This is a genomic window from Clostridium acidisoli DSM 12555 (assembly GCF_900176305.1).
GTDB classification, from domain to species: Bacteria; Bacillota; Clostridia; order Clostridiales; family Clostridiaceae; genus Clostridium_I; species Clostridium_I acidisoli.
On sequence record NZ_FWXH01000002.1, the window covers coordinates 320544 to 338701 of the forward strand.

Consider the following 18158-nt stretch of genomic DNA (forward strand, 5'->3'; position numbering starts at 1 on the left):
CTTCGTGAAGTGAAATTGCGAGGCACGAAGCAATTTTGCTGAACCATTAGCCCCCACTATATTATTATTGTTAACTTGTAGTGGATTGGAAACCGCAGTGACCTGCGTTTCCCCACACCACCCTTCCACGGACAGGCTTTCGCTAACGCTCAATCCTATTAGTTACTGTTTTTGCCCCTAAAATCGGCGTTTTACCTATATAGAGAATACTCCTAAAAAAGGGGCATAATAGAGTGATACGACTCAGGCCAGGAAAAAGAAAAATTTTATATATCCATTGACATTACTAGGTTTATGTGATTATGCATGAATTATTTGCCAATAAGTTAATTTGTAATTTGGATTTACACAACCATCTTCAAGCTTACGATTATAATCTTTGTGGGATTTAATATTATAATCTATTTCCAATTCATCGAAGCAACTGTTTAACGTTGCATAACTTCTTAACAATTTTCCATCTCTTTTTAGATCCACACGTTCAATTAATTTAATTTTATCTTCTTTGTATAATTTTTTATTAATTAAAGTATTTAAATAAATTTCCAACTCAGATTTAACTTTTTCCGTTTCAACTATATTATATTTTTTAATGTTTAATAAATTAGAAATCTTATCCTTATAGGCATCTTTATATATTAGTACCTCTTTATAAAACAAAACATCCATTCTGTATTTATAATACATAATGTAGTTAACACGCTTAGTTTTGTATTTTGGTTCCCTTGTTATTGGAACATCAAATATTATTTTTGAATAATCTGTTTGCCTAGGGTACTTTATTACAAATTTACTAAACCCATTTTTTATAAAATAATCTGCTGAATATATTAAATCATTTACACTTTTTAAGCGTCTGGTAGCATCACTTTTTGAAAAATTCCTTATATAGACATTTACTTTATCATTTTCGTCAACAACTCTTTTTCTACCTAAACATTGGATTAATACATCAACATCTTCCACATCAATTATTATATGTTTTACAGATTTATCTATAATGTTAACCCCATTATCCAGTGCAGTAGTAGTTATTAATATTTGTTCATCAAACTTTTCTTCCTTAATCAACAATTCTATTTTTTCATGGTTAATAAATTTTGAATACTCCTTGTTACCATCACTACAGTTAAAAATTGACTTGTCAATAAATTGAATATGCGTATTATGCGCAGTTTTGGTACTCTTACAAAAATATATTATTTTATCTTTTGGCTTGCTTTGTGTTATTTTACTTAATAAATTTATAGCAGTTTCTTTATTATTATAAAAATTTAACGATTCTATATAGCTATAGTCTTGTGGAATACTGTATTCTATAATTTGTGTTTTCGAATTGTTTGTCTTATTATATTGGTCAATAAATTGTGCTATATATTCCTTTATATTTATACTTGTGGCACTAAGAAATAACCTTGTAATGTTGCTTTTTTGAAGTATATAAGATAAAAATAAATCTGTTTTATAATTAAAATTGCTATCAGTTAGGAAATAATGGTATTCGTCGCAAATAATAAATTTGTATTTTTTAAAATCTACTTCTTTTCCATACAAAAGCTTACTTTCAAATGTTTGGTAATTTAATACTTTAATTATGTCATTCTTGTCGTCTCTATTAATTTCCTCGATATATTGCTCTTTCAATCTAACACGATTGACCAATATCAGTATTTTTTGGTTATGTTCCTTGGCATAATTATATAATTTATTTTTTATAAAATAAGACTTGCCTGCCCCTGTAGCAGCATTTATTTCTATTATGCTTCCAGTTTCCCAATCTTTTATTTCCTGTGTAGTTATTAAATCGCTTATTCTCTTTTTATTCAATATATTTCCTCCGTTTCAAATATGTTTCAATATTAATATCTAATTAGCTTATATTAGTTTCTTGTCTTTTGAAACTAATATATAATCTTCAACTATTTTTACTATCCCATTTTCATTTTTAAAATAAAATACTGAACGCTGTGGATATTTATTATTTGGAACTATATCCTCCACAACATAACCCTGCTTAATTAGACTCTTTGCAAGTTTATTACTAAAAACTTGAATATTCATATTTTCTTATTTCCTCCTGTATGTTTGCTTATATACAAGGTAGTCAATATAATTAACTACCTTGTATTCTAATTTAAAATAATATTTGATATTTGTTTTTAAATGATTTAAAATGATTAATAGTATATTTTAAACAAGGTGTACATAGGTGCTGGTTATACACCCCTCCATTTTTCTATTGGCGTAGGAAAATGGATACTTTAAATATAATATGATGTTTTCATGTAGTATCTCCCCGTAATTGCAAGACTATATAACTTTACTCCTCTGTCAATTGGTTCCTGCTTTGTTAGAAATATATTTCTTGGGATTTCAACTGCTTGGACTCCAAAATGCTGAGTTACTTCAAATTCTTGTTGTGGGAGTTTTATGTCTATCCCCATGGATAATTTTAGTTTGTTTCTTAAACCTGTTAGATTTTTACTTGATGTCAATTTTCCATTCTTTATAAATATTTTTGACTTAAGTCCGTATTTCTCTGTAATATTTTTAAAATATTGCTCGTCTTTTTGTTTCATAAAATCTATTAATTCCTCAAAGCCTAATATTTTTAAATATCTATAGATTGCTCTTACATCATTTGGATGTTTGCTATAAAACGCTTGGAAGGCTGAGTCAATTGCCAATATAATCGATTTTGATTCATCGTCTTTTGGCAATGGTACATCTAAAACAGACATAGATAATAGTATTGTGTTTAAATTGTACTTTCCAAAATAGCAAATCCCACTACCGTGTATTATACGCCCCTCTTTCCATTCAATATTATTCATATTTACATCCTGCTCATTTACAATTTCATCCATATAAGAAATTTGCGTCACATGGTTCGAGATACATTTACCCTCCGTCAAGGATAAATCAACCCCAAACCTATCCTCTGGATCATCTTTAAAATCTTTACATGTCCACAAATTGCGAAAATCAAAAAAATGTTTGATTCGAAAATTATACTTTTCCTCCCATAAAGCGCATGATATAATCGAGTCTAAATCATTGCTTGCTATCAAATTTAGTTGTTGTTTTTCTAAGTTTCTAATATACGTTGGTAATAAGTTCCTGTATTCTTCAACCATAGTTGCTATGTGTTACTATCCCTAGTATTCAACATAGAACCCTTTTATCTCTTGTCTTTCCTTATAGTAAATAGTAATTTTATTTTTCTTCCTCCAATTTAATGGCTGTCCTTCAATCCTCGTTTAAATATATCTTTATCCTTAAATATATATTTATTTCATTAAAAGAGACTGAAGGTTTTTATGTTATTGTGGAATATCCCACATATTTCACCACCTTTATTAATTTATTTTGAATATATATAATCACTATTAGTAACAATACCAACACCTACCATTATTAATAGTGTTATAGGCACTTAGCCAATACTAATTGGTGTAAACATTAGATCGTGTGTACTTTTTTTCAACGATATATATACATCGTTAATTTTAGATATATCTTTTGTTTTTCCTAATCCTATGTCCGTGTTTAAATTTTTAATATAATTTTTTATTTCTTGGCTTCTTAGTCCTTTCTCTACTAGTTGGCTCCCTATTTCTCCTTTAGTTAATGCATAAAGTTTAATATCAATCCTCTCCTTTCTTTAATTTTTCTATTGATAACATAATACTATTATGTTATCATTTTATTATGCTGTATTTAAAATGGATGATTATAAGCATTTTTAAATAACACAGCGTAAAACTACAATTTTATTAGTATTACTCCGTTATATCTTCCATTCCCATAACATAATCTACATAGTCCTGCGAGTTATCAAATTCTATTTCTTTAAAAACATTGTTTTCTAAATCACTTTCACTTTTATAAACCTTCAAATAAAAGCCATTGCAATCCCCCCCAACAATAAATGGATTGCATTCATTTATTAGTTCGAAATATTTATAGTTGTCCAATCCGCTAGTATCGTTAACCTTTTTTAATGTCTCCATTTTTACATTCCTCCATTTTTTATTTGTATATTTCATATTACATTTTAACATTATAAATTGTTTTCTTAAAAACGTAAACTAAAACTATATTAATTTTTCTTCATTACATATTACTCCATACTTTTCTTTTAATAGCTCTGCTGCTAATTCTCCCATAATATGAGTTTCTCCAACATTATAAGCCTTACTAAAATCATTCAATTCATCTACTATGCTATGCAGTTTTAGTTCTGCTTCATCGACTTCTAAACCTTCATAAATTAGGTCTAGTAAAATACTTTCCTCTGTACATACATAAATTTTTGTCATAATATTTTTTCTCCTTCGCTCTTGTATTTTTCAATTCAAATTTATTGACTTTCCCTTTTGTTGTGGTAAAATTAATTATTGTATACTGTTATTTTTATGAGTGTTTTATATTTTAAATAAGCCTCACATCCTTTCAAAATTAAATAGTAAATACAAGTATGTTTTTAAAAAAATAATTATAAACATGCTTATTTGAGTTTTTTGTATTTTTATTAATGGTTTATGAGTTAGGTAATGCAATTTACCTAACCTTATTTATTATTATCTTAATTTTCTTGTGTACCCCAGTTTTCCTTTTTCCATTCTTCATATTCTTTTATTGTTGAAATTATATCTTTTGCAAACTTATCATTATCCTCGACAAATTTATCTTTCTGATATGATTTCATAATTTCCAATATATTCACCATAACTTTACGAATTAACATATCTTCATTTATAATTAAATCAGAAAAACTACTATAATATTTAATCAATTTCTCGGCTTCTTCTATATCTTTTTCAATTTCATAAGTAATATAATTGCCTTTATTAGTGTTAAAACTTTTATCTAATGAAGTTTTTATTTTGATAATTAATTCTTTTTCAAGGATACTATAATCCGTAAGTGCAAGTCCTATCATTTGTGAAGAATCGTAATGCTCTGTTGTAATATTTATATCTTTACCTGTGTCTGGATCAACAATTGTTTCTTCAACTTCATAAGGTTTAATTTCATTTTGAAGTTTTTCTTTCTGAATTTTAAATTTATCCATATCATCTAATTCTTTTTGGAACCAATTTTTATTGAGATTAAATTTTTTTGATAATTGTAATAACTGATTTTCTGGTATTTTTCTTTCACCTTTTATCCACTTGTAAATATTTGCTCTTGCAATTCCAAAGTCTTTCGCTAAATCAGTTATATTAATATTATTTAAAGAAAGTATGTACTCTAATCCTTTTATAATCTTTCTCCCCTTTCACTAATTGCTTTGGGTACATTTCGTACCCTGTATTTATATATTATACTATCTATTCTATAATGTCAATTGTTTTGGGTACATTTTGTACCTAAATTTTATAATTATTTACTTTTAGACTTTAAATAGGCAATAAAATTTGATAATTTAGAAAAAATCTGCGATGCACTTGAATGTGATATATCGGATGTGTTAAAGATAGATAAAGAGTAGTGGTCTCCAAAACCACTACTCTTAACTTTATTTACAGAATAACCATATATCAATATATATTGATGTCTCTATTTTAATAACTTTTAGTTAAATATGCAATCGCATCCTTTAGTTCTTCTTCTGTTATTAAACCTTTCCTTGCTAATATTCTTAATATTACTATTTCAATCATAATTTCCTCCTTTTCACTTTTGTGTCAATACTTTATTTTTTCGTAAAATATATCGCAAAGCTTGTCTAATAATTCTTGGTCAGCCTTTTCTTTCTCTTCTGGAGTAAAATCAGGGTAATTTATAATTACCTTAAATCCATTCTTATATTCAATTTTTTGCATAGCATCCTCCTATATATTACTTATTTAATTTAATACTTGTACCTTTAGAATAAGCAAAAAATCGCTTATATGAGCCTTATAGAGCGTGTTGTAAGAATGCTTATATTTGACTTAAGAACCTTAAATTAGACCTTCTTAATTCTTTCAATTTCAATTTTTCTAAATTGTTCCTCAGAAGTTATCATATTTAAATTTTCCATTGTATATATTTAGTCAATTAACTTATTTCTTCTAGCATAGTCAAAAATCATACCTTTAAGAAAATTTGTTAAATCTTCTTCTGTTCCTGTACTTATAAAAGAGATTGTACCAATTTCAGGATTATCACATGTAAAATTTTCCTGCATATAACCATCATTCGTGATATCTAAATTTATAAATTTTAGGCTATTATTTGTTCTTTTAGACTCTTTAACTGTCCTAACCTCTTCATATATATCCACAATCTGCTTGCTCCCATCAGAATATATAATCGTTGCTTGTATATTCCTTAATGTATTATCTTTTTCTTTATCTATAATTACAATCTTATGCTCTTTTTTATACTTTTCTTTGTCTTCTATATTCTCATGCTTAATAATATAATCAAAAGCAACTTGGAACATTTGTATTGACAATAACTTAGGCTTGTTTTTATTTTCTTTAATCATTGTCCTCATCTCCCTATTTACATAATAAATCAGTATAAGAATTATAGATGATATATAAAATTTATTTCTTTACTTCCAGACGATAGCACAATTTTATGGTGCTTTAGTCTTCTGTGAGGGCTGAAAATTTAGCCCTTGTATTTGGTCTTATTTATCGCTTTTAAACTCTTTGTTTTTAACATTTTCATTACGTATGCACTTTGCATATTCTCTAGTAAATGTCTTAACCATTCCATTATATTCTTTTTCAGATATAATATTTTCTCTGTAAACTTCCTTTATTAAACCTAACCCTATAAGGTAACCTATATCTGGCTTTTGTTCAAGTTCAGGCACAATTTCATTTATATTTTCCATTTTCGAATATTCATCCATACTATAATCCATCTCCATTATTAAATAAATTTTTGTTTTTATATTTTAACATGTTATATTGCATTTTTCAACCTTTTATTTGTAGTTAATCCAATAAATAACACATAATATTATACAAATATCGACATATAACACATAATACTTGATTGACTCTATAAAGTTTAAATACTATAATAAAGGTGGATAAACTTTGAGTTTATTTATTTTATATAGTGTTTAATTCTTTAAATAACATTTAGGTCGTAACTAACTGTTATTTTTTTATCTTTATTTAGCATCTTGGATTATAGTATCTGGATTTAATTTATATTTTTCTGCAAGACGCTCACAAGTTTTCTGTGGTGTTATATGATTCGATGTGTGATTTTTCCGCACATCGTTTTTAACTGCATTATTGTTACCTTTTTGTCCCCCGACTTTCTTCTTTTCTCTTTCATACTGTAAACCTCTTAAATAAACTCTCTGAAAATCAGTTAAGTTTCTCCTGCCAAGTTGATTGCTAATGATCCAATCAAGAGCATCTTCTTTTGTTTTGAAGTCTTTCTCAACTGTATTAAATTCAATTAAAACTATATTTGGCATGTACTTTTGTAACATTTTACAATTGATTTTGTAAATTATCCTATTAAAGTGTATAATGGTATTTGTTACTAATTATAGGAGGTATATAGTATGATGAATAACTTAAAAATTACTAACAAAAGGAAGGGATTATCTAAAATACTTACAGCCTGTATTATCATTGCTGGCATTGGAGGCTTATTGGGTGGATGTGGTACAAACAATAGTACTAGTACAAAGAGTACATCTACAAAAACCGCAAAGGTTACTAAATCCAAAACAGCAATAAATGATGATAGCACTGTATACTATCTAAAAGGTAGTAAAGTTTATTACTTAAACAAAACAAATGCAGCCTTAAAAAATAATAAAAACATATTAACTATAGAATTGAAACAAGCTAAAGCATTAGGACTTAAACAATCTAGCTAGAAATAATAAGAGTAGGAGACATTTTTCCTACTCTTATTATTTGAATGTTGGATATTTATTAAATATACACTTGACTTACGAACCTAACAACTTATAATCGGGAACGTCTGCTTTTGTTTTGGATATAATTTATCTACCTATATGCAGTAAAAAATAATAAAAACTTTAATACTGCACATAAGTAGATAAATTATTAATTATAATCGGTTTAAGCCTTGCTATGCCCATTAATACCCTTCTTATTTACTGCTAATGCAATATTAACTTAACTTACAATGCTTGTCCTATAAGTGCCTATATGGCTTGTTAATACCTACCTGTGAATTATCACACCAAGCAACCTTTCCGTACCTTTAAATGGATGTACTCTCCTTGCATTGCACCACTAAAGAAGGGTATAGCGTTTTTTGTGCAATAGTTGATTTATTTGCAGTGGCTCAACTAACCTACTCTAATTGTTTATAGTTGCTAGAAGTGCATCTACAACTCACATATCATCCTAAAAAAGACAATAGGAAACTAGACCTATTGACAATCTCCATTTTTTTGTTTAAAATTTACATATGATATTTGTTGGAGTTTGTTAAAGGTTTTATTTAACAATATTCAGTTTTTATTTGTATAAGCTAATGCTGTCGGAAGCATTTGGCTTATTTTTTCATTAAAATAAACTTAATATTTCTTCTAATTTGGATTTATTCATAATAACTTTATGGATATTATCTTCTAGTATTGGTTTATTTATATTAGTTCCACTAGCTTTAGTAATTGTAACAATGTTATTAAACTTTTCTACAACTAATATTTCTAAGCTCCCACAAGAATTTATTTCTATTTCCTGCTTAACTATTTCTTCTTTCTTTATAAATGCATCCTTATAAAATCTGTTAATATGCTTATAGTGTTTATATTCCATGTGTTCCATATTACTTCACCTCTTATTCCTTAAATTCATTAGGGGACTAAATTGCTGATAATTTTTTCTTATATCTGCATCTGTTAAATCAAGATAAGCTTGTTCTGTGACTTTTACGCTGCTATGACCTAAAATTTTTGAAAGAGTATAAATATTTCCACCTGCCATCAGAAATCTCTTGGAAAAATTATTTCTTAACTGATGAGGACAAATTTCTTTTAATCCTATTCTTTTACCATAACCTCTTAATTTTGCTTCAAAAGTTCTTATTAATAGTGGTTTCCCACCTGAAGAGCAAAATAAATAATCACTTTCTACGTACCTGTCCTTGTATTGCAGCCATCGTCTTAAATTTTTTTGCATGATTTGGCTAAAATAAACATACCTATCTCTTTTACCTTTGGTATTTTCTGCTGGTAAAAGTATACTCCTGTAATTAATGTCTACATCTAAAACTTGTATTGCTAGGCATTCACTTATACGCATACCCGTATCTAGAATTAACTGAATGCAAATGTAATCCCTATACTCATGGAATTTTGTTGTATCGATATGCCTTAATAATTCAGAAAATTGTTCATCTGAAATAAAATCTTTGGGTTTTCTTTCATTTTTGAATTGCTTGATACTTTTTACTATGTCCTTTTTAATATAATTTTGTTCTTTTAAATAATTAAAGAATACTTTTATATTCCTAATGTAATTATTAATTGTCGTTATAGATACTTTTTTTCCATAATCCGTTCTAACTTCTGGCGTGTTAGTTTTTAAACTATTTTTGTTACTTACAACAGTATATTTACCACGTTCTTTAATATAATTAATATATTCTCTTATTAACTTCTCGGAAACTTTTGATGCATCCATTATATTTTCTTTTTCATATAAATACTTAAAAAATAGCTTTAATGTCTGTTCATAACTCATCATTGTTTTTTTACTAAGATTTTTTGATTCACAATAAATCATAAATTCATCTAATAAAATATTTATATTTTTCATAAAAAATAGACCTCCTCCATCTACCTATAGATGAAAAAAGTCTATTAATATTTTTTTATAGATTTATACATAAAATTTTACATTTTTGCTTCTAGCATAAAAAGCGAAATGCCTCTTATCCATTGATAATTCTACCTTAGCTAACCTTATTTTTAAGTCTTAATTTATCAGCAATCATGGCAATGAATTCTGAGTTAGTTGGTTTACCTTTACCGTTATGTATTGTGTAGCCAAACAATTTATTAATTGTATCTACTTGTCCTCTTGACCATGCAACTTCTATAGCGTGTCTTATTGCTCTTTCAACGCGACTTGCTGTTGTATTATATTTTTTTGCTATTGAAGGATAAAGTTCTTTAGTAACTGCAGATAATAATTCAATATTATTAACTACCATACTTATAGCTTCTCTTAGATACATATATCCTTTTATGTGTGCTGGAACTCCTATTTCATGAATAATAGCTGTGATTTCAGATTCTAAATCCAAAGGTCTTTTATTTACAATCTTTTCTTCTGATTCATCTGCTACTACTGTATGTCTTCTACTTGTTCCCTCTGATATTGTGTTATTAAACATTTGTCTTATTCTCTTTGTGAATACGTCCATATCAAATGGTTTTACTACATAATAATCTGCACCTAAAGTTATTGCTCTTTGTGTTATTTTATCTTGTCCAACTGCTGATAAAACAATTACATTAGGCATATGTTCAATATTCATATTGTTTAGTCTCTCTAAAACTCCTAATCCATCTAAATGTGGCATTATTATATCAAGTATAACCAAATCTGGTTTTTTCTCCTCAATAAGCTTTAAAGCCTCGATTCCATCTTTTGCAATTCCAACTACAACCATATCACTTTGATTTAATAAATAGTCATTTAAAATATTACAGAACTCCTTGTTATCATCTGCGATTAATACATTAATTTTTGAATATTCCATCTTTATACTCCCCTTCGCTTTAATTTCCATATGTTTACAAATTATATATTCGACAAATCCTTGATAAATCCTTTTATATTATTTAATTTATTTTCGTATATAACTTGTTTTTCTTGCTTAATAAAAACCATCTATTATATATAATACCATATTATGTATTATATTGCTAACAAATTACTCAAAAATACTGAAATTTTTATTAATTAATATATTTAGATACTTACTATTTAATTTTATTACTAACAATATCAAAAATCAACGCATTTTATGCACCCATAGCCATCTATATGAAATTAATCTAAAAAGAAGTCTAATTAAATTTTATATAGACTCCTTTTTATTGTTATTTTATCCATTCGCTACCATCTGAGTGAAAGTTTCATTTTATCATTCCTGACCCTTTAAGCATCCATTCTACATATACACCATATCCAGTGTCAGGATTATTTATCAAAACATGTGTTACCGCACCTACGATTCTGTTATTTTGGATTATGGGACTTCCACTCATACCCTGAACTATACCGCCAGTCTTTTTTAATAACTCTGGATCTGTTACCTTTATTACCATACTTTTAGGTCCCGGTGCATCTTGGGAAAACAATTTTTCTATTTTAATATTATAATATTTAGGTTCCTCTCCATTAATAGTTGTTAAAATTTTTGCATCCCCTTCTTTTATTTCATCTTTAAAAGCAACCTCTATTGGTTTATTTACTTTGCTCTTTCCAATTTTAAATTTGTCACCATATATACCACACATAGTATTTTCTTTTATATTTCCAATTGGATTTTCTTCATTTATAAAAATTCCTCTAATTTCTCCTGGATCTCCTTTAATTCCTTTTTTTACTGAAATTATAGTGGAATTTATTAAGCTACCATCTTTAACCGTTAAAAGTGTTCCTGTGTCTACATCCGTAATTGGATGACCAAGAGCTGCAAACTTTCCTGATGTTTTATCGTAAAAAGTTAATGTTCCAACACCAGCAGTTGAATCTCTTACCCAAATACCTAGCTTATAGTTTCCATCAACTTCACTTTTTAATGGAGTCACCGTTTTTTCAATGCTTTTATTTTTCCTTAATAAAATAATATTAATTTTTCCATCTTTATTTACTTTGTCAATTAAATCTTTAGAATCTTTTATTGTAGTTCCATTAATCTTAATTATGCTATCTCCAATTTGAATCCCAGCTTCTCCAGCAGGACTTAATTTTTCTCCATTTTTACCTTCAATATCAGACAATCCAACTACTAAAACTCCATTTGTAGTTAATTTAATACCAATTGGCTGCCCTCCTGGAATTACTTTTAATCTTGACTGATAGTTTTTAGCTTTATTGCTAACAGCAATTGACTTCATTAACTTATTTCCTGAATTTTTTAATGCTAAATCTGATTTTTTGTTCAAACTTTTACTTATTACTCCATTATCACTATAAGTGTATTTTACATTTGAAAATTCTCTTAAGTTCATAAAGGTAGTTAAAATCAGAAGAAATATGGACGTTAGAATTAAATATATCATATTAAGTTTTTTATTTTTCATATTTGTTCCTCCTGTTTACTTAAGACTCTAATTTTAACTTACCCTAATGAAATTTTATTATGCTGTTTTATCTCTGTATATAGAGTTAATTAAAAATATAAAAACAAAAAAAAACCATAATATTATTATGGTTTTTTTTATGTATTTTTATTAATAATTTTGCCTTATATTTTTCTTTTTTCCATCTGCAAGTCTTATCATTTCTTTAGCATTCTCTAATGTTAATTTTGTTACTTCACTTCCACCAATCATCATTGCAATTGATTTCTCTTTATCCTCCAAGGACATCCTATTTACGTAAGTATAAGTTTTATTTCCAATTACCTTTTTTTCAACAAGATAATGTATATCAGACATACATGCTATTTGTGGCAAATGGGTCACACAAAAAACTTGATGCTTATTGGATATATTATACAATTTTTCCGCTACACTTTGAGCTACTCTTCCACTTATACCAGTGTCAATTTCATCAAATATAACAGAAGGTATATTATCCTTATCAACAAATACAGTTTTTAATGCCAGCATTATTCTTGAAAGTTCACCGCCAGAAACTACTTTTTCTAGTGGTCTTAAAGGTTCGCCTGGATTTGTAGTAATAAAAAATTGAACTCTATCCGCGCCATTTTCAGAAACTGCTTCCTCTTCAAACTTTATATTAACTTTAAATATACTTTTTTCAAGTCCAATATATTTTAATTCATGTAATACTTTTGACTCCAAACTTTTTGATATTTTTTCTCTTATTTGGTGAATTTTCTCCGCATATTGAATTACTTTTATATATGCCTCTGATCTTGTTTTTTCAAGTTCACCTATTATTTCAGAAGAGTGAATCAATTCTTCATATTCCTTAATTATTTTTTCTTTGTAATTCGTGATATCTTCAATGGTTTTCCCATATTTTTTCTTTAAGTTATCTATTGTATATAATCTGTTATTTATATATTCAAGTTCACTGTCATCAAATTCAATGTTATCTTTTATGTTTCTAATATCAGCAATATTTTGTTCCAAACTATAATACATTTCTTCTAAAGAGTTTTTTATCTTCATTATTTCCTCAGAATGTTTTTCAATACTTCCAAGTTCTTTGATTATGATTCCTATACTGTCAAATATAGAACTTGTATTTTCCTCACCATTGTAAAGTCTCTCATAAGAATTGCTTAATACTTTTTTAATGTTTTCACTATTTGATATAATTGAATATTTTTCCTCTAATTCTTCATCTTCACCAATTTTTAATTTTGATTTTGTAATTTCATCAATTTGATATTTTAGGAAATCAACAATCTTATCATCGCTACCTGTTTTATTTTGCAAATCTTTTATTTTAAGATCTATTTTCTTAAATTCATCGTAATATATGCTATATTGATTTTTTACATTTTTCAACATATCATAGCCATAATTATCTAGGTATACAATGTGTTTCTCTACACTCATTAAGTTTTGATTTTCGTGCTGTCCATGAATATCCATAAGCGTGTCACTTACTTCTTTTAATTGATTTAATATTATTGTTTTGTTATTAATTTTTGCTATACTTTTTCCTGACTGAAAAGCTTCTCTCGTTATCACTAAAATATCATCAAAATCAATGTCGAAATTCCTTAATATTTCTTTGGTTTTATTATTTTCAATTGTAAACACTGCTTCCACAAATGTCTTTTTTTCACCAGTTCTTATGGAATTTTTAGTAAACTTAACGCCAAGCACGTAATTTATAGCATCAATTAAAATGGATTTACCCGCACCAGTTTCACCTGATAAAATGTTAAATCCGCTTTCAAAAGAAATACCCAAATTTTCAATTAGCGCAAAATTACTTATATTTAGTTGAAGGAGCATACTAAATCACCCTATTCGTTATTTAACAATTTTTTCATTTTTTGAACTGTTTCATAAGCTTTTTCTTCATTTCTCATTAATATAAAGATTGTATTGTCTCCAGCTATTGTTCCTGCAATACCATCAAACTTAAAGGAATCAATTGCTTCTCCTGCTGCTGAACCAGATCCCGATATTGTTTTTACAATAATAAAATTTTGTATATTTTCAACACTTAAAACTGTTTGAGTAAATACTGTTACTAGCTTATTTGATAAGAAGTTTTCTGTTGGTGAAATTGATGCGTATTTATATCTTCCACTATTTGATAAAACCTTTATGAGCTTCAATTCCTTTATATCTCTAGACACAGTTGCTTGAGTAACCACCATATTTTGTTTTCTTAGTTCATCTGCTAAGTCTTCTTGAGTTTCTACATCTTTAGAATTAATTATTTCCAATATTTTGGCATGTCTTGATATTTTCATTATTTATCTCCCTCGCACTCTTTAGTTCTAGATATTATCTTTTTACGTAAAACTTTAAAATAATCATAATCTTCTATTCTTATTAATTTACATTTAAAATTAGCTTCTTTAACATTTATATGATTTAAGCTGCTAATTTCAAATGAAGTTTGCCCATCTAAAGTCAAATATGCTGTTTCATATTTATTCCTTAAGCTTACATTTATATTACTATTACTTGGTAATATCATAGTCCTTATACCTATTGATAATGGACAAATAGGTGTAATTTCAATTAAATCCATTGTAGGATAAACAAATGGTCCACCAGCTGATAATGAATATGCCGTAGAACCTGTTGGCGTAGAGATAATTATACCATCAGCCGCAATATTTGTGTAAAATCTTTCATCAATATATAGGCTATATTCTAATATTCTTGCCAAAGTTTTTTTAGATATAACAATTTCATTTAAAGCATAATAAGTTTTTATTTCATTATTTAGATTTACACTGCACTCAAGCATAAGTCTGTCTTCCACATAGAATTTTTTATTTGATAATTTCTTAAAAGCTTCTTTTAATTCTGAAATCTCAGCACTTGTCAAAAATCCAAGATGTCCAAGATTTATTCCTAAAATTGGGACTTCAAACTTAGAAATAACCTGCGCAGTGCTAAGTATTGTACCATCTCCACCAAGCACTACCATCATTTCTGTATTTTTAGCTTCCTCAAAAGTAAAATTTTCAAGATTATCATATAACTTTATATTCAAATTTTTCACGTTTTGTCTTATAAAGTTAATTACATAATTAGTTAACTTTTTGTCCTTACTGCTATTAACGTTTATTCCTATATCCCTCATAAATATATACTCCTAATCTAAGTTACCATGTGCTTTTTCAACTATTTCATTTATTTTGTCCTTTGAGAATTCATTATCCAAATTACAAACTTTATTGAAATATATTAAATATTCTATATTACCTTCTGGTCCCTTTATTGGTGAATAATCTATTCCTATTATGTTTAGCTTGTTTTCTATTAGAAAGTCTACTATTCCTTCAATTACTTCAATATGAACTTTGGGATCCCTAACTACTCCCTTTTTGCCAACTTTCTCTCTTCCTGCTTCAAATTGTGGCTTTATAAGTGCTATAACTTCACCTTCCGAAGACAATAAGTTTAATACTGCTGGAGTAACCTTTTTAAGCGATATAAATGACACATCTATGCTTGCAAAATCTCCAGTCTCACCTACGTCTTCTGGTTTTACATATCTTACATTCGTTCTCTCCATACATACAACCTTGGGATTTGTCCTAAGTTTCCATGCAAATTGACCATAACCTACATCTATTGCAAAAACCTTCTCTGCTCCATTTTGAAGCATACAATCAGTGAAACCACCTGTAGACGCTCCTATATCAAAACATACTTTATCTTTAAGCTTTATATTAAATGTTTTCATTGCTTTTTCAAGTTTATAACCTCCCCTACTTACATAGGGCATTTTCTCTCCTTTAAAAACAATGTTTACATCTTCTTTCACTTTTTCTCCACATTTATCAAATCTAACATCATCAATAAATATTTCTCCGGCCATTATACTTGCTCTTGCTTTTTCCCTTGATTCAAAAATGCCTTTTTTTACAAGTAAAACGTCTAATCTTTCCTTTGTTTCAGACATACCTATCTCCTTAATTATATAAATTTTAAAATGCTATAATAGATGCCTTCAGCATCAAGTCCATGTAACTTATATAATGTATTAATATCACCATATGTTACAAAATTATCATCATACCCTAATGTCAATATTTTATTATTATCATTAAGCTTATTTACGTATTCCAATACAGAAGATCCTAAACCTCCGTGTAGAATATTATCTTCAATGGTTATAATCTTAAATTTATCCTTAACCAATTTTTTTATTAGTTCTTTGTCAATTGGTTTTATAAATTCAGCATTTATTATAGATACTTTTATTCCAGACTTTAACAATTTTTCTCTTACAAGTACGGCTGTTTGAACCATTTTTCCTGTGGCTATTATTGCTATATTACCTTCATCAGCTATTATTTCCCATTTACCTAATTTAAAATCTTCCAAGCTGCTTAGCTGTACATTTTGATTATCACATCCTCTTGGATATCTAATTGCAATTGGAGAATTTTGTTTTAATGCCCATTTTAACATATACGCAAGTTCAGCTGAACACTTAGGACTCATTACTGTAATGTTTGGAATATGCGTTAAATATGATAAATCAAAAATTCCTTGATGCGTTTCTCCATCTTCGCCTACTATTCCTGCCCTATCTATAGCAAAAACCACCGGCAGATTTTGTATGCACACATCATGAACCACCTGATCGTATGCTCTTTGAAGGAAAGTTGAATAAACTGCAAATACAGGTTTCATTCCTGCTGCTGCCATTCCTGCTGCTAAGGTAACTGCGTGCTGCTCAGCAATTCCAACATCAAAAAATCGTTTTGGAAACTTCTCAGCGAACTCACAAAGTCCAGTTCCATCTGGCATTGCAGCTGTTATTGCTACTACCTTTTTATTTTCAGTAGCCTGGGCTACCATTTCAGCTCCAAATACCTTTGAATAAGTAGTGCTCTTTGCTTTTGATGTTTCTCCACTGTCACAATTAAATGGGCCTATCCCATGAAACTTATTAGGGTTTTTTTCTGCAAAGTTATATCCCTTACCTTTTCTAGTTATAGTATGAATAATTACTGGACCATTTATCTGTTTTGCCATTGCCATAACTTGTACTAGTTCTTTTATATTATGACCATCAATAGGTCCAATATACTTTATTCCCATATCTTCAAATAAAATTCCCGGAATAAAAATCTGTTTTACACCATCTTTTAATTTTTGAAGTGAATTTGCAAATCCCGCTCCTAAGTTTGTTTTATTGAGTTTATCTTTAAGCTCTTCTTTAAATTTATTATAGGCAGGATCGATACGTATTTTGTTTAAATATTTTGACATACCACCAACATTTTTTGAAATTGACATTTGATTGTCATTTAATATTATAATCATTTTTGTTTTACTATAACCAAGATCATTTAGTGCCTCAAATGCCATGCCTCCAGTTAGTGCTCCATCACCTATTACTGAAACCACCTCAAATTTCTTTTCTGACAAATCCCTAGCCCTTGCTACTCCAAGTCCTGCTGAAATAGAAGTGCTGCTATGCCCAGTTCCAAAGGTATCATATTTACTTTCATCACGTCTAGGGAAACCACTTATTCCACCATACTTTCTAAGTTTATCAAATTCATCTTTTCTACCTGTAAGTATTTTATGAACATATGCTTGATGTCCCACATCCCATATAATTTTATCTTCATTGAAATTGAAGGCTTTATAAAGACTAAGTGTTAGTTCAACTACTCCAAGGTTAGAAGCCAGATGTCCACCAGTTTTTGAAACAGTATTTATCAAAAAATTTCTTATTTCTTCTGAAAAATCTTCTAATTTTTTATAATCCATATTTTTTATATCATCAATACCATTAAATTTATCAAGTATATTTTCCATAATCATCTATCCTTTATAATTA

21 protein-coding genes and 1 pseudogene are annotated in these 18158 nt (G+C 28.0%); 2 read left to right on the forward strand and 20 right to left on the reverse strand.

Going from position 1 to position 18158, the window contains the following annotated elements:
• Positions 1–300 precede the first annotated feature (300 nt).
• The 7 genes and pseudogenes from B8978_RS01645 to B8978_RS20475 form a co-directional block, all read right to left on the reverse strand.
• Complete coding sequence (locus B8978_RS01645; protein WP_084113538.1) at positions 301–1827, reverse strand: DEAD/DEAH box helicase family protein; 1527 nt, start codon at positions 1825–1827, stop codon at positions 301–303.
• Between the two features lie 48 nt (positions 1828–1875).
• Positions 1876–2061 carry a DUF5659 domain-containing protein gene (locus B8978_RS01650; protein WP_084113539.1) on the reverse strand — a complete coding sequence of 62 codons (186 nt, stop codon included), beginning with the start codon at positions 2059–2061 and terminating at the stop codon, positions 1876–1878.
• A gap of 200 nt (positions 2062–2261) precedes the next feature.
• Positions 2262–2975 (reverse strand): hypothetical protein, encoded by a 714-nt coding sequence (locus tag B8978_RS01655; RefSeq protein ID WP_139795946.1) that lies wholly within the window; start codon positions 2973–2975, stop codon positions 2262–2264.
• 807 nt (positions 2976–3782) lie between these two features.
• Entirely contained in the window at positions 3783–4013 is a 231-nt protein-coding gene (locus tag B8978_RS01660) for a hypothetical protein (protein ID WP_084113541.1), read from the reverse strand.
• Positions 4014–4097: 84 nt separating this feature from the next.
• Positions 4098–4322 carry a hypothetical protein gene (locus B8978_RS01665; protein ID WP_084113542.1) on the reverse strand — a complete coding sequence of 75 codons (225 nt, stop codon included), beginning with the start codon at positions 4320–4322 and terminating at the stop codon, positions 4098–4100.
• A 266-nt stretch (positions 4323–4588) separates the two neighbouring features.
• Positions 4589–5077 carry a hypothetical protein gene (locus tag B8978_RS01670; RefSeq protein WP_084113543.1) on the reverse strand — a complete coding sequence of 163 codons (489 nt, stop codon included), beginning with the start codon at positions 5075–5077 and terminating at the stop codon, positions 4589–4591.
• Between the two features lie 30 nt (positions 5078–5107).
• Positions 5108–5272, reverse strand: a pseudogene (locus B8978_RS20475) (helix-turn-helix domain-containing protein); the annotation flags it as partial.
• Between the two features lie 144 nt (positions 5273–5416).
• On the opposite strand from B8978_RS20475, the gene B8978_RS01675 reads away from it, so the two are divergent.
• Complete coding sequence (locus B8978_RS01675) at positions 5417–5497, forward strand: helix-turn-helix domain-containing protein (protein ID WP_084114401.1); 81 nt, start codon at positions 5417–5419, stop codon at positions 5495–5497.
• Between the two features lie 196 nt (positions 5498–5693).
• Here the strand turns inward: B8978_RS01675 and B8978_RS19670 are convergent, their stop codons facing one another.
• The 4 genes from B8978_RS19670 to B8978_RS01690 all read right to left on the reverse strand — a co-directional run bounded on the left by B8978_RS19670 (position 5694) and on the right by B8978_RS01690 (position 7453).
• Positions 5694–5831, reverse strand: coding sequence for a hypothetical protein (locus tag B8978_RS19670; protein ID WP_176212585.1), 138 nt, complete (start codon positions 5829–5831; stop codon positions 5694–5696).
• A 209-nt stretch (positions 5832–6040) separates the two neighbouring features.
• Entirely contained in the window at positions 6041–6481 is a 441-nt protein-coding gene (locus tag B8978_RS01680; protein ID WP_084113544.1) for a hypothetical protein, read from the reverse strand.
• A gap of 147 nt (positions 6482–6628) precedes the next feature.
• Positions 6629–6856 (reverse strand): hypothetical protein, encoded by a 228-nt coding sequence (locus tag B8978_RS01685; protein ID WP_084113545.1) that lies wholly within the window; start codon positions 6854–6856, stop codon positions 6629–6631.
• 267 nt (positions 6857–7123) lie between these two features.
• Positions 7124–7453: a hypothetical protein gene (locus B8978_RS01690; protein ID WP_084113546.1), complete on the reverse strand. Its 330-nt coding sequence runs from the start codon at positions 7451–7453 to the stop codon at positions 7124–7126.
• 75 nt (positions 7454–7528) lie between these two features.
• Here B8978_RS01690 and B8978_RS01695 point away from each other — a divergent pair, with 75 nt between their 5' ends.
• A complete protein-coding gene (locus B8978_RS01695; RefSeq protein ID WP_242950457.1) occupies positions 7529–7849 on the forward strand; it encodes a hypothetical protein in 321 nt (106 codons plus the stop codon).
• Between the two features lie 661 nt (positions 7850–8510).
• Here B8978_RS01695 and B8978_RS01700 read toward each other — a convergent pair.
• The 9 genes from B8978_RS01700 to dxs all read right to left on the reverse strand — a co-directional run bounded on the left by B8978_RS01700 (position 8511) and on the right by dxs (position 18136).
• A complete protein-coding gene (locus tag B8978_RS01700) occupies positions 8511–8774 on the reverse strand; it encodes a hypothetical protein (protein WP_084113547.1) in 264 nt (87 codons plus the stop codon).
• 6 nt (positions 8775–8780) lie between these two features.
• Positions 8781–9767 (reverse strand): tyrosine-type recombinase/integrase, encoded by a 987-nt coding sequence (locus B8978_RS01705; protein WP_084113548.1) that lies wholly within the window; start codon positions 9765–9767, stop codon positions 8781–8783.
• Between the two features lie 136 nt (positions 9768–9903).
• Positions 9904–10716: a sporulation transcription factor Spo0A gene (gene spo0A / locus B8978_RS01710; RefSeq protein WP_084113549.1), complete on the reverse strand. Its 813-nt coding sequence runs from the start codon at positions 10714–10716 to the stop codon at positions 9904–9906.
• 379 nt (positions 10717–11095) lie between these two features.
• The gene (spoIVB, locus tag B8978_RS01715; RefSeq protein ID WP_084113550.1) at positions 11096–12268 is read right to left on the reverse strand and encodes a SpoIVB peptidase; all 1173 of its coding nucleotides are present in this window, start codon (positions 12266–12268) and stop codon (positions 11096–11098) included.
• A gap of 150 nt (positions 12269–12418) precedes the next feature.
• On the reverse strand, positions 12419–14125 hold the full coding sequence (recN, locus tag B8978_RS01720; protein WP_084113551.1) for a DNA repair protein RecN: 1707 nt from the start codon (positions 14123–14125) through the stop codon (positions 12419–12421).
• Between the two features lie 11 nt (positions 14126–14136).
• A complete protein-coding gene (locus B8978_RS01725; RefSeq protein ID WP_084113552.1) occupies positions 14137–14592 on the reverse strand; it encodes an arginine repressor in 456 nt (151 codons plus the stop codon).
• Entirely contained in the window at positions 14592–15437 is an 846-nt protein-coding gene (locus tag B8978_RS01730) for an NAD(+)/NADH kinase (protein WP_084113553.1), read from the reverse strand. Before B8978_RS01730 ends, B8978_RS01725 begins: the two co-directional genes overlap by 1 nt.
• Positions 15438–15449: 12 nt before the next feature.
• Positions 15450–16262, reverse strand: a complete 813-nt coding sequence (locus B8978_RS01735; RefSeq protein WP_084113554.1) for a TlyA family RNA methyltransferase — start codon at positions 16260–16262, stop codon at positions 15450–15452.
• A 14-nt stretch (positions 16263–16276) separates the two neighbouring features.
• The gene (gene dxs, locus B8978_RS01740) at positions 16277–18136 is read right to left on the reverse strand and encodes a 1-deoxy-D-xylulose-5-phosphate synthase (protein WP_084113555.1); all 1860 of its coding nucleotides are present in this window, start codon (positions 18134–18136) and stop codon (positions 16277–16279) included.
• Positions 18137–18158 lie beyond the last annotated feature (22 nt).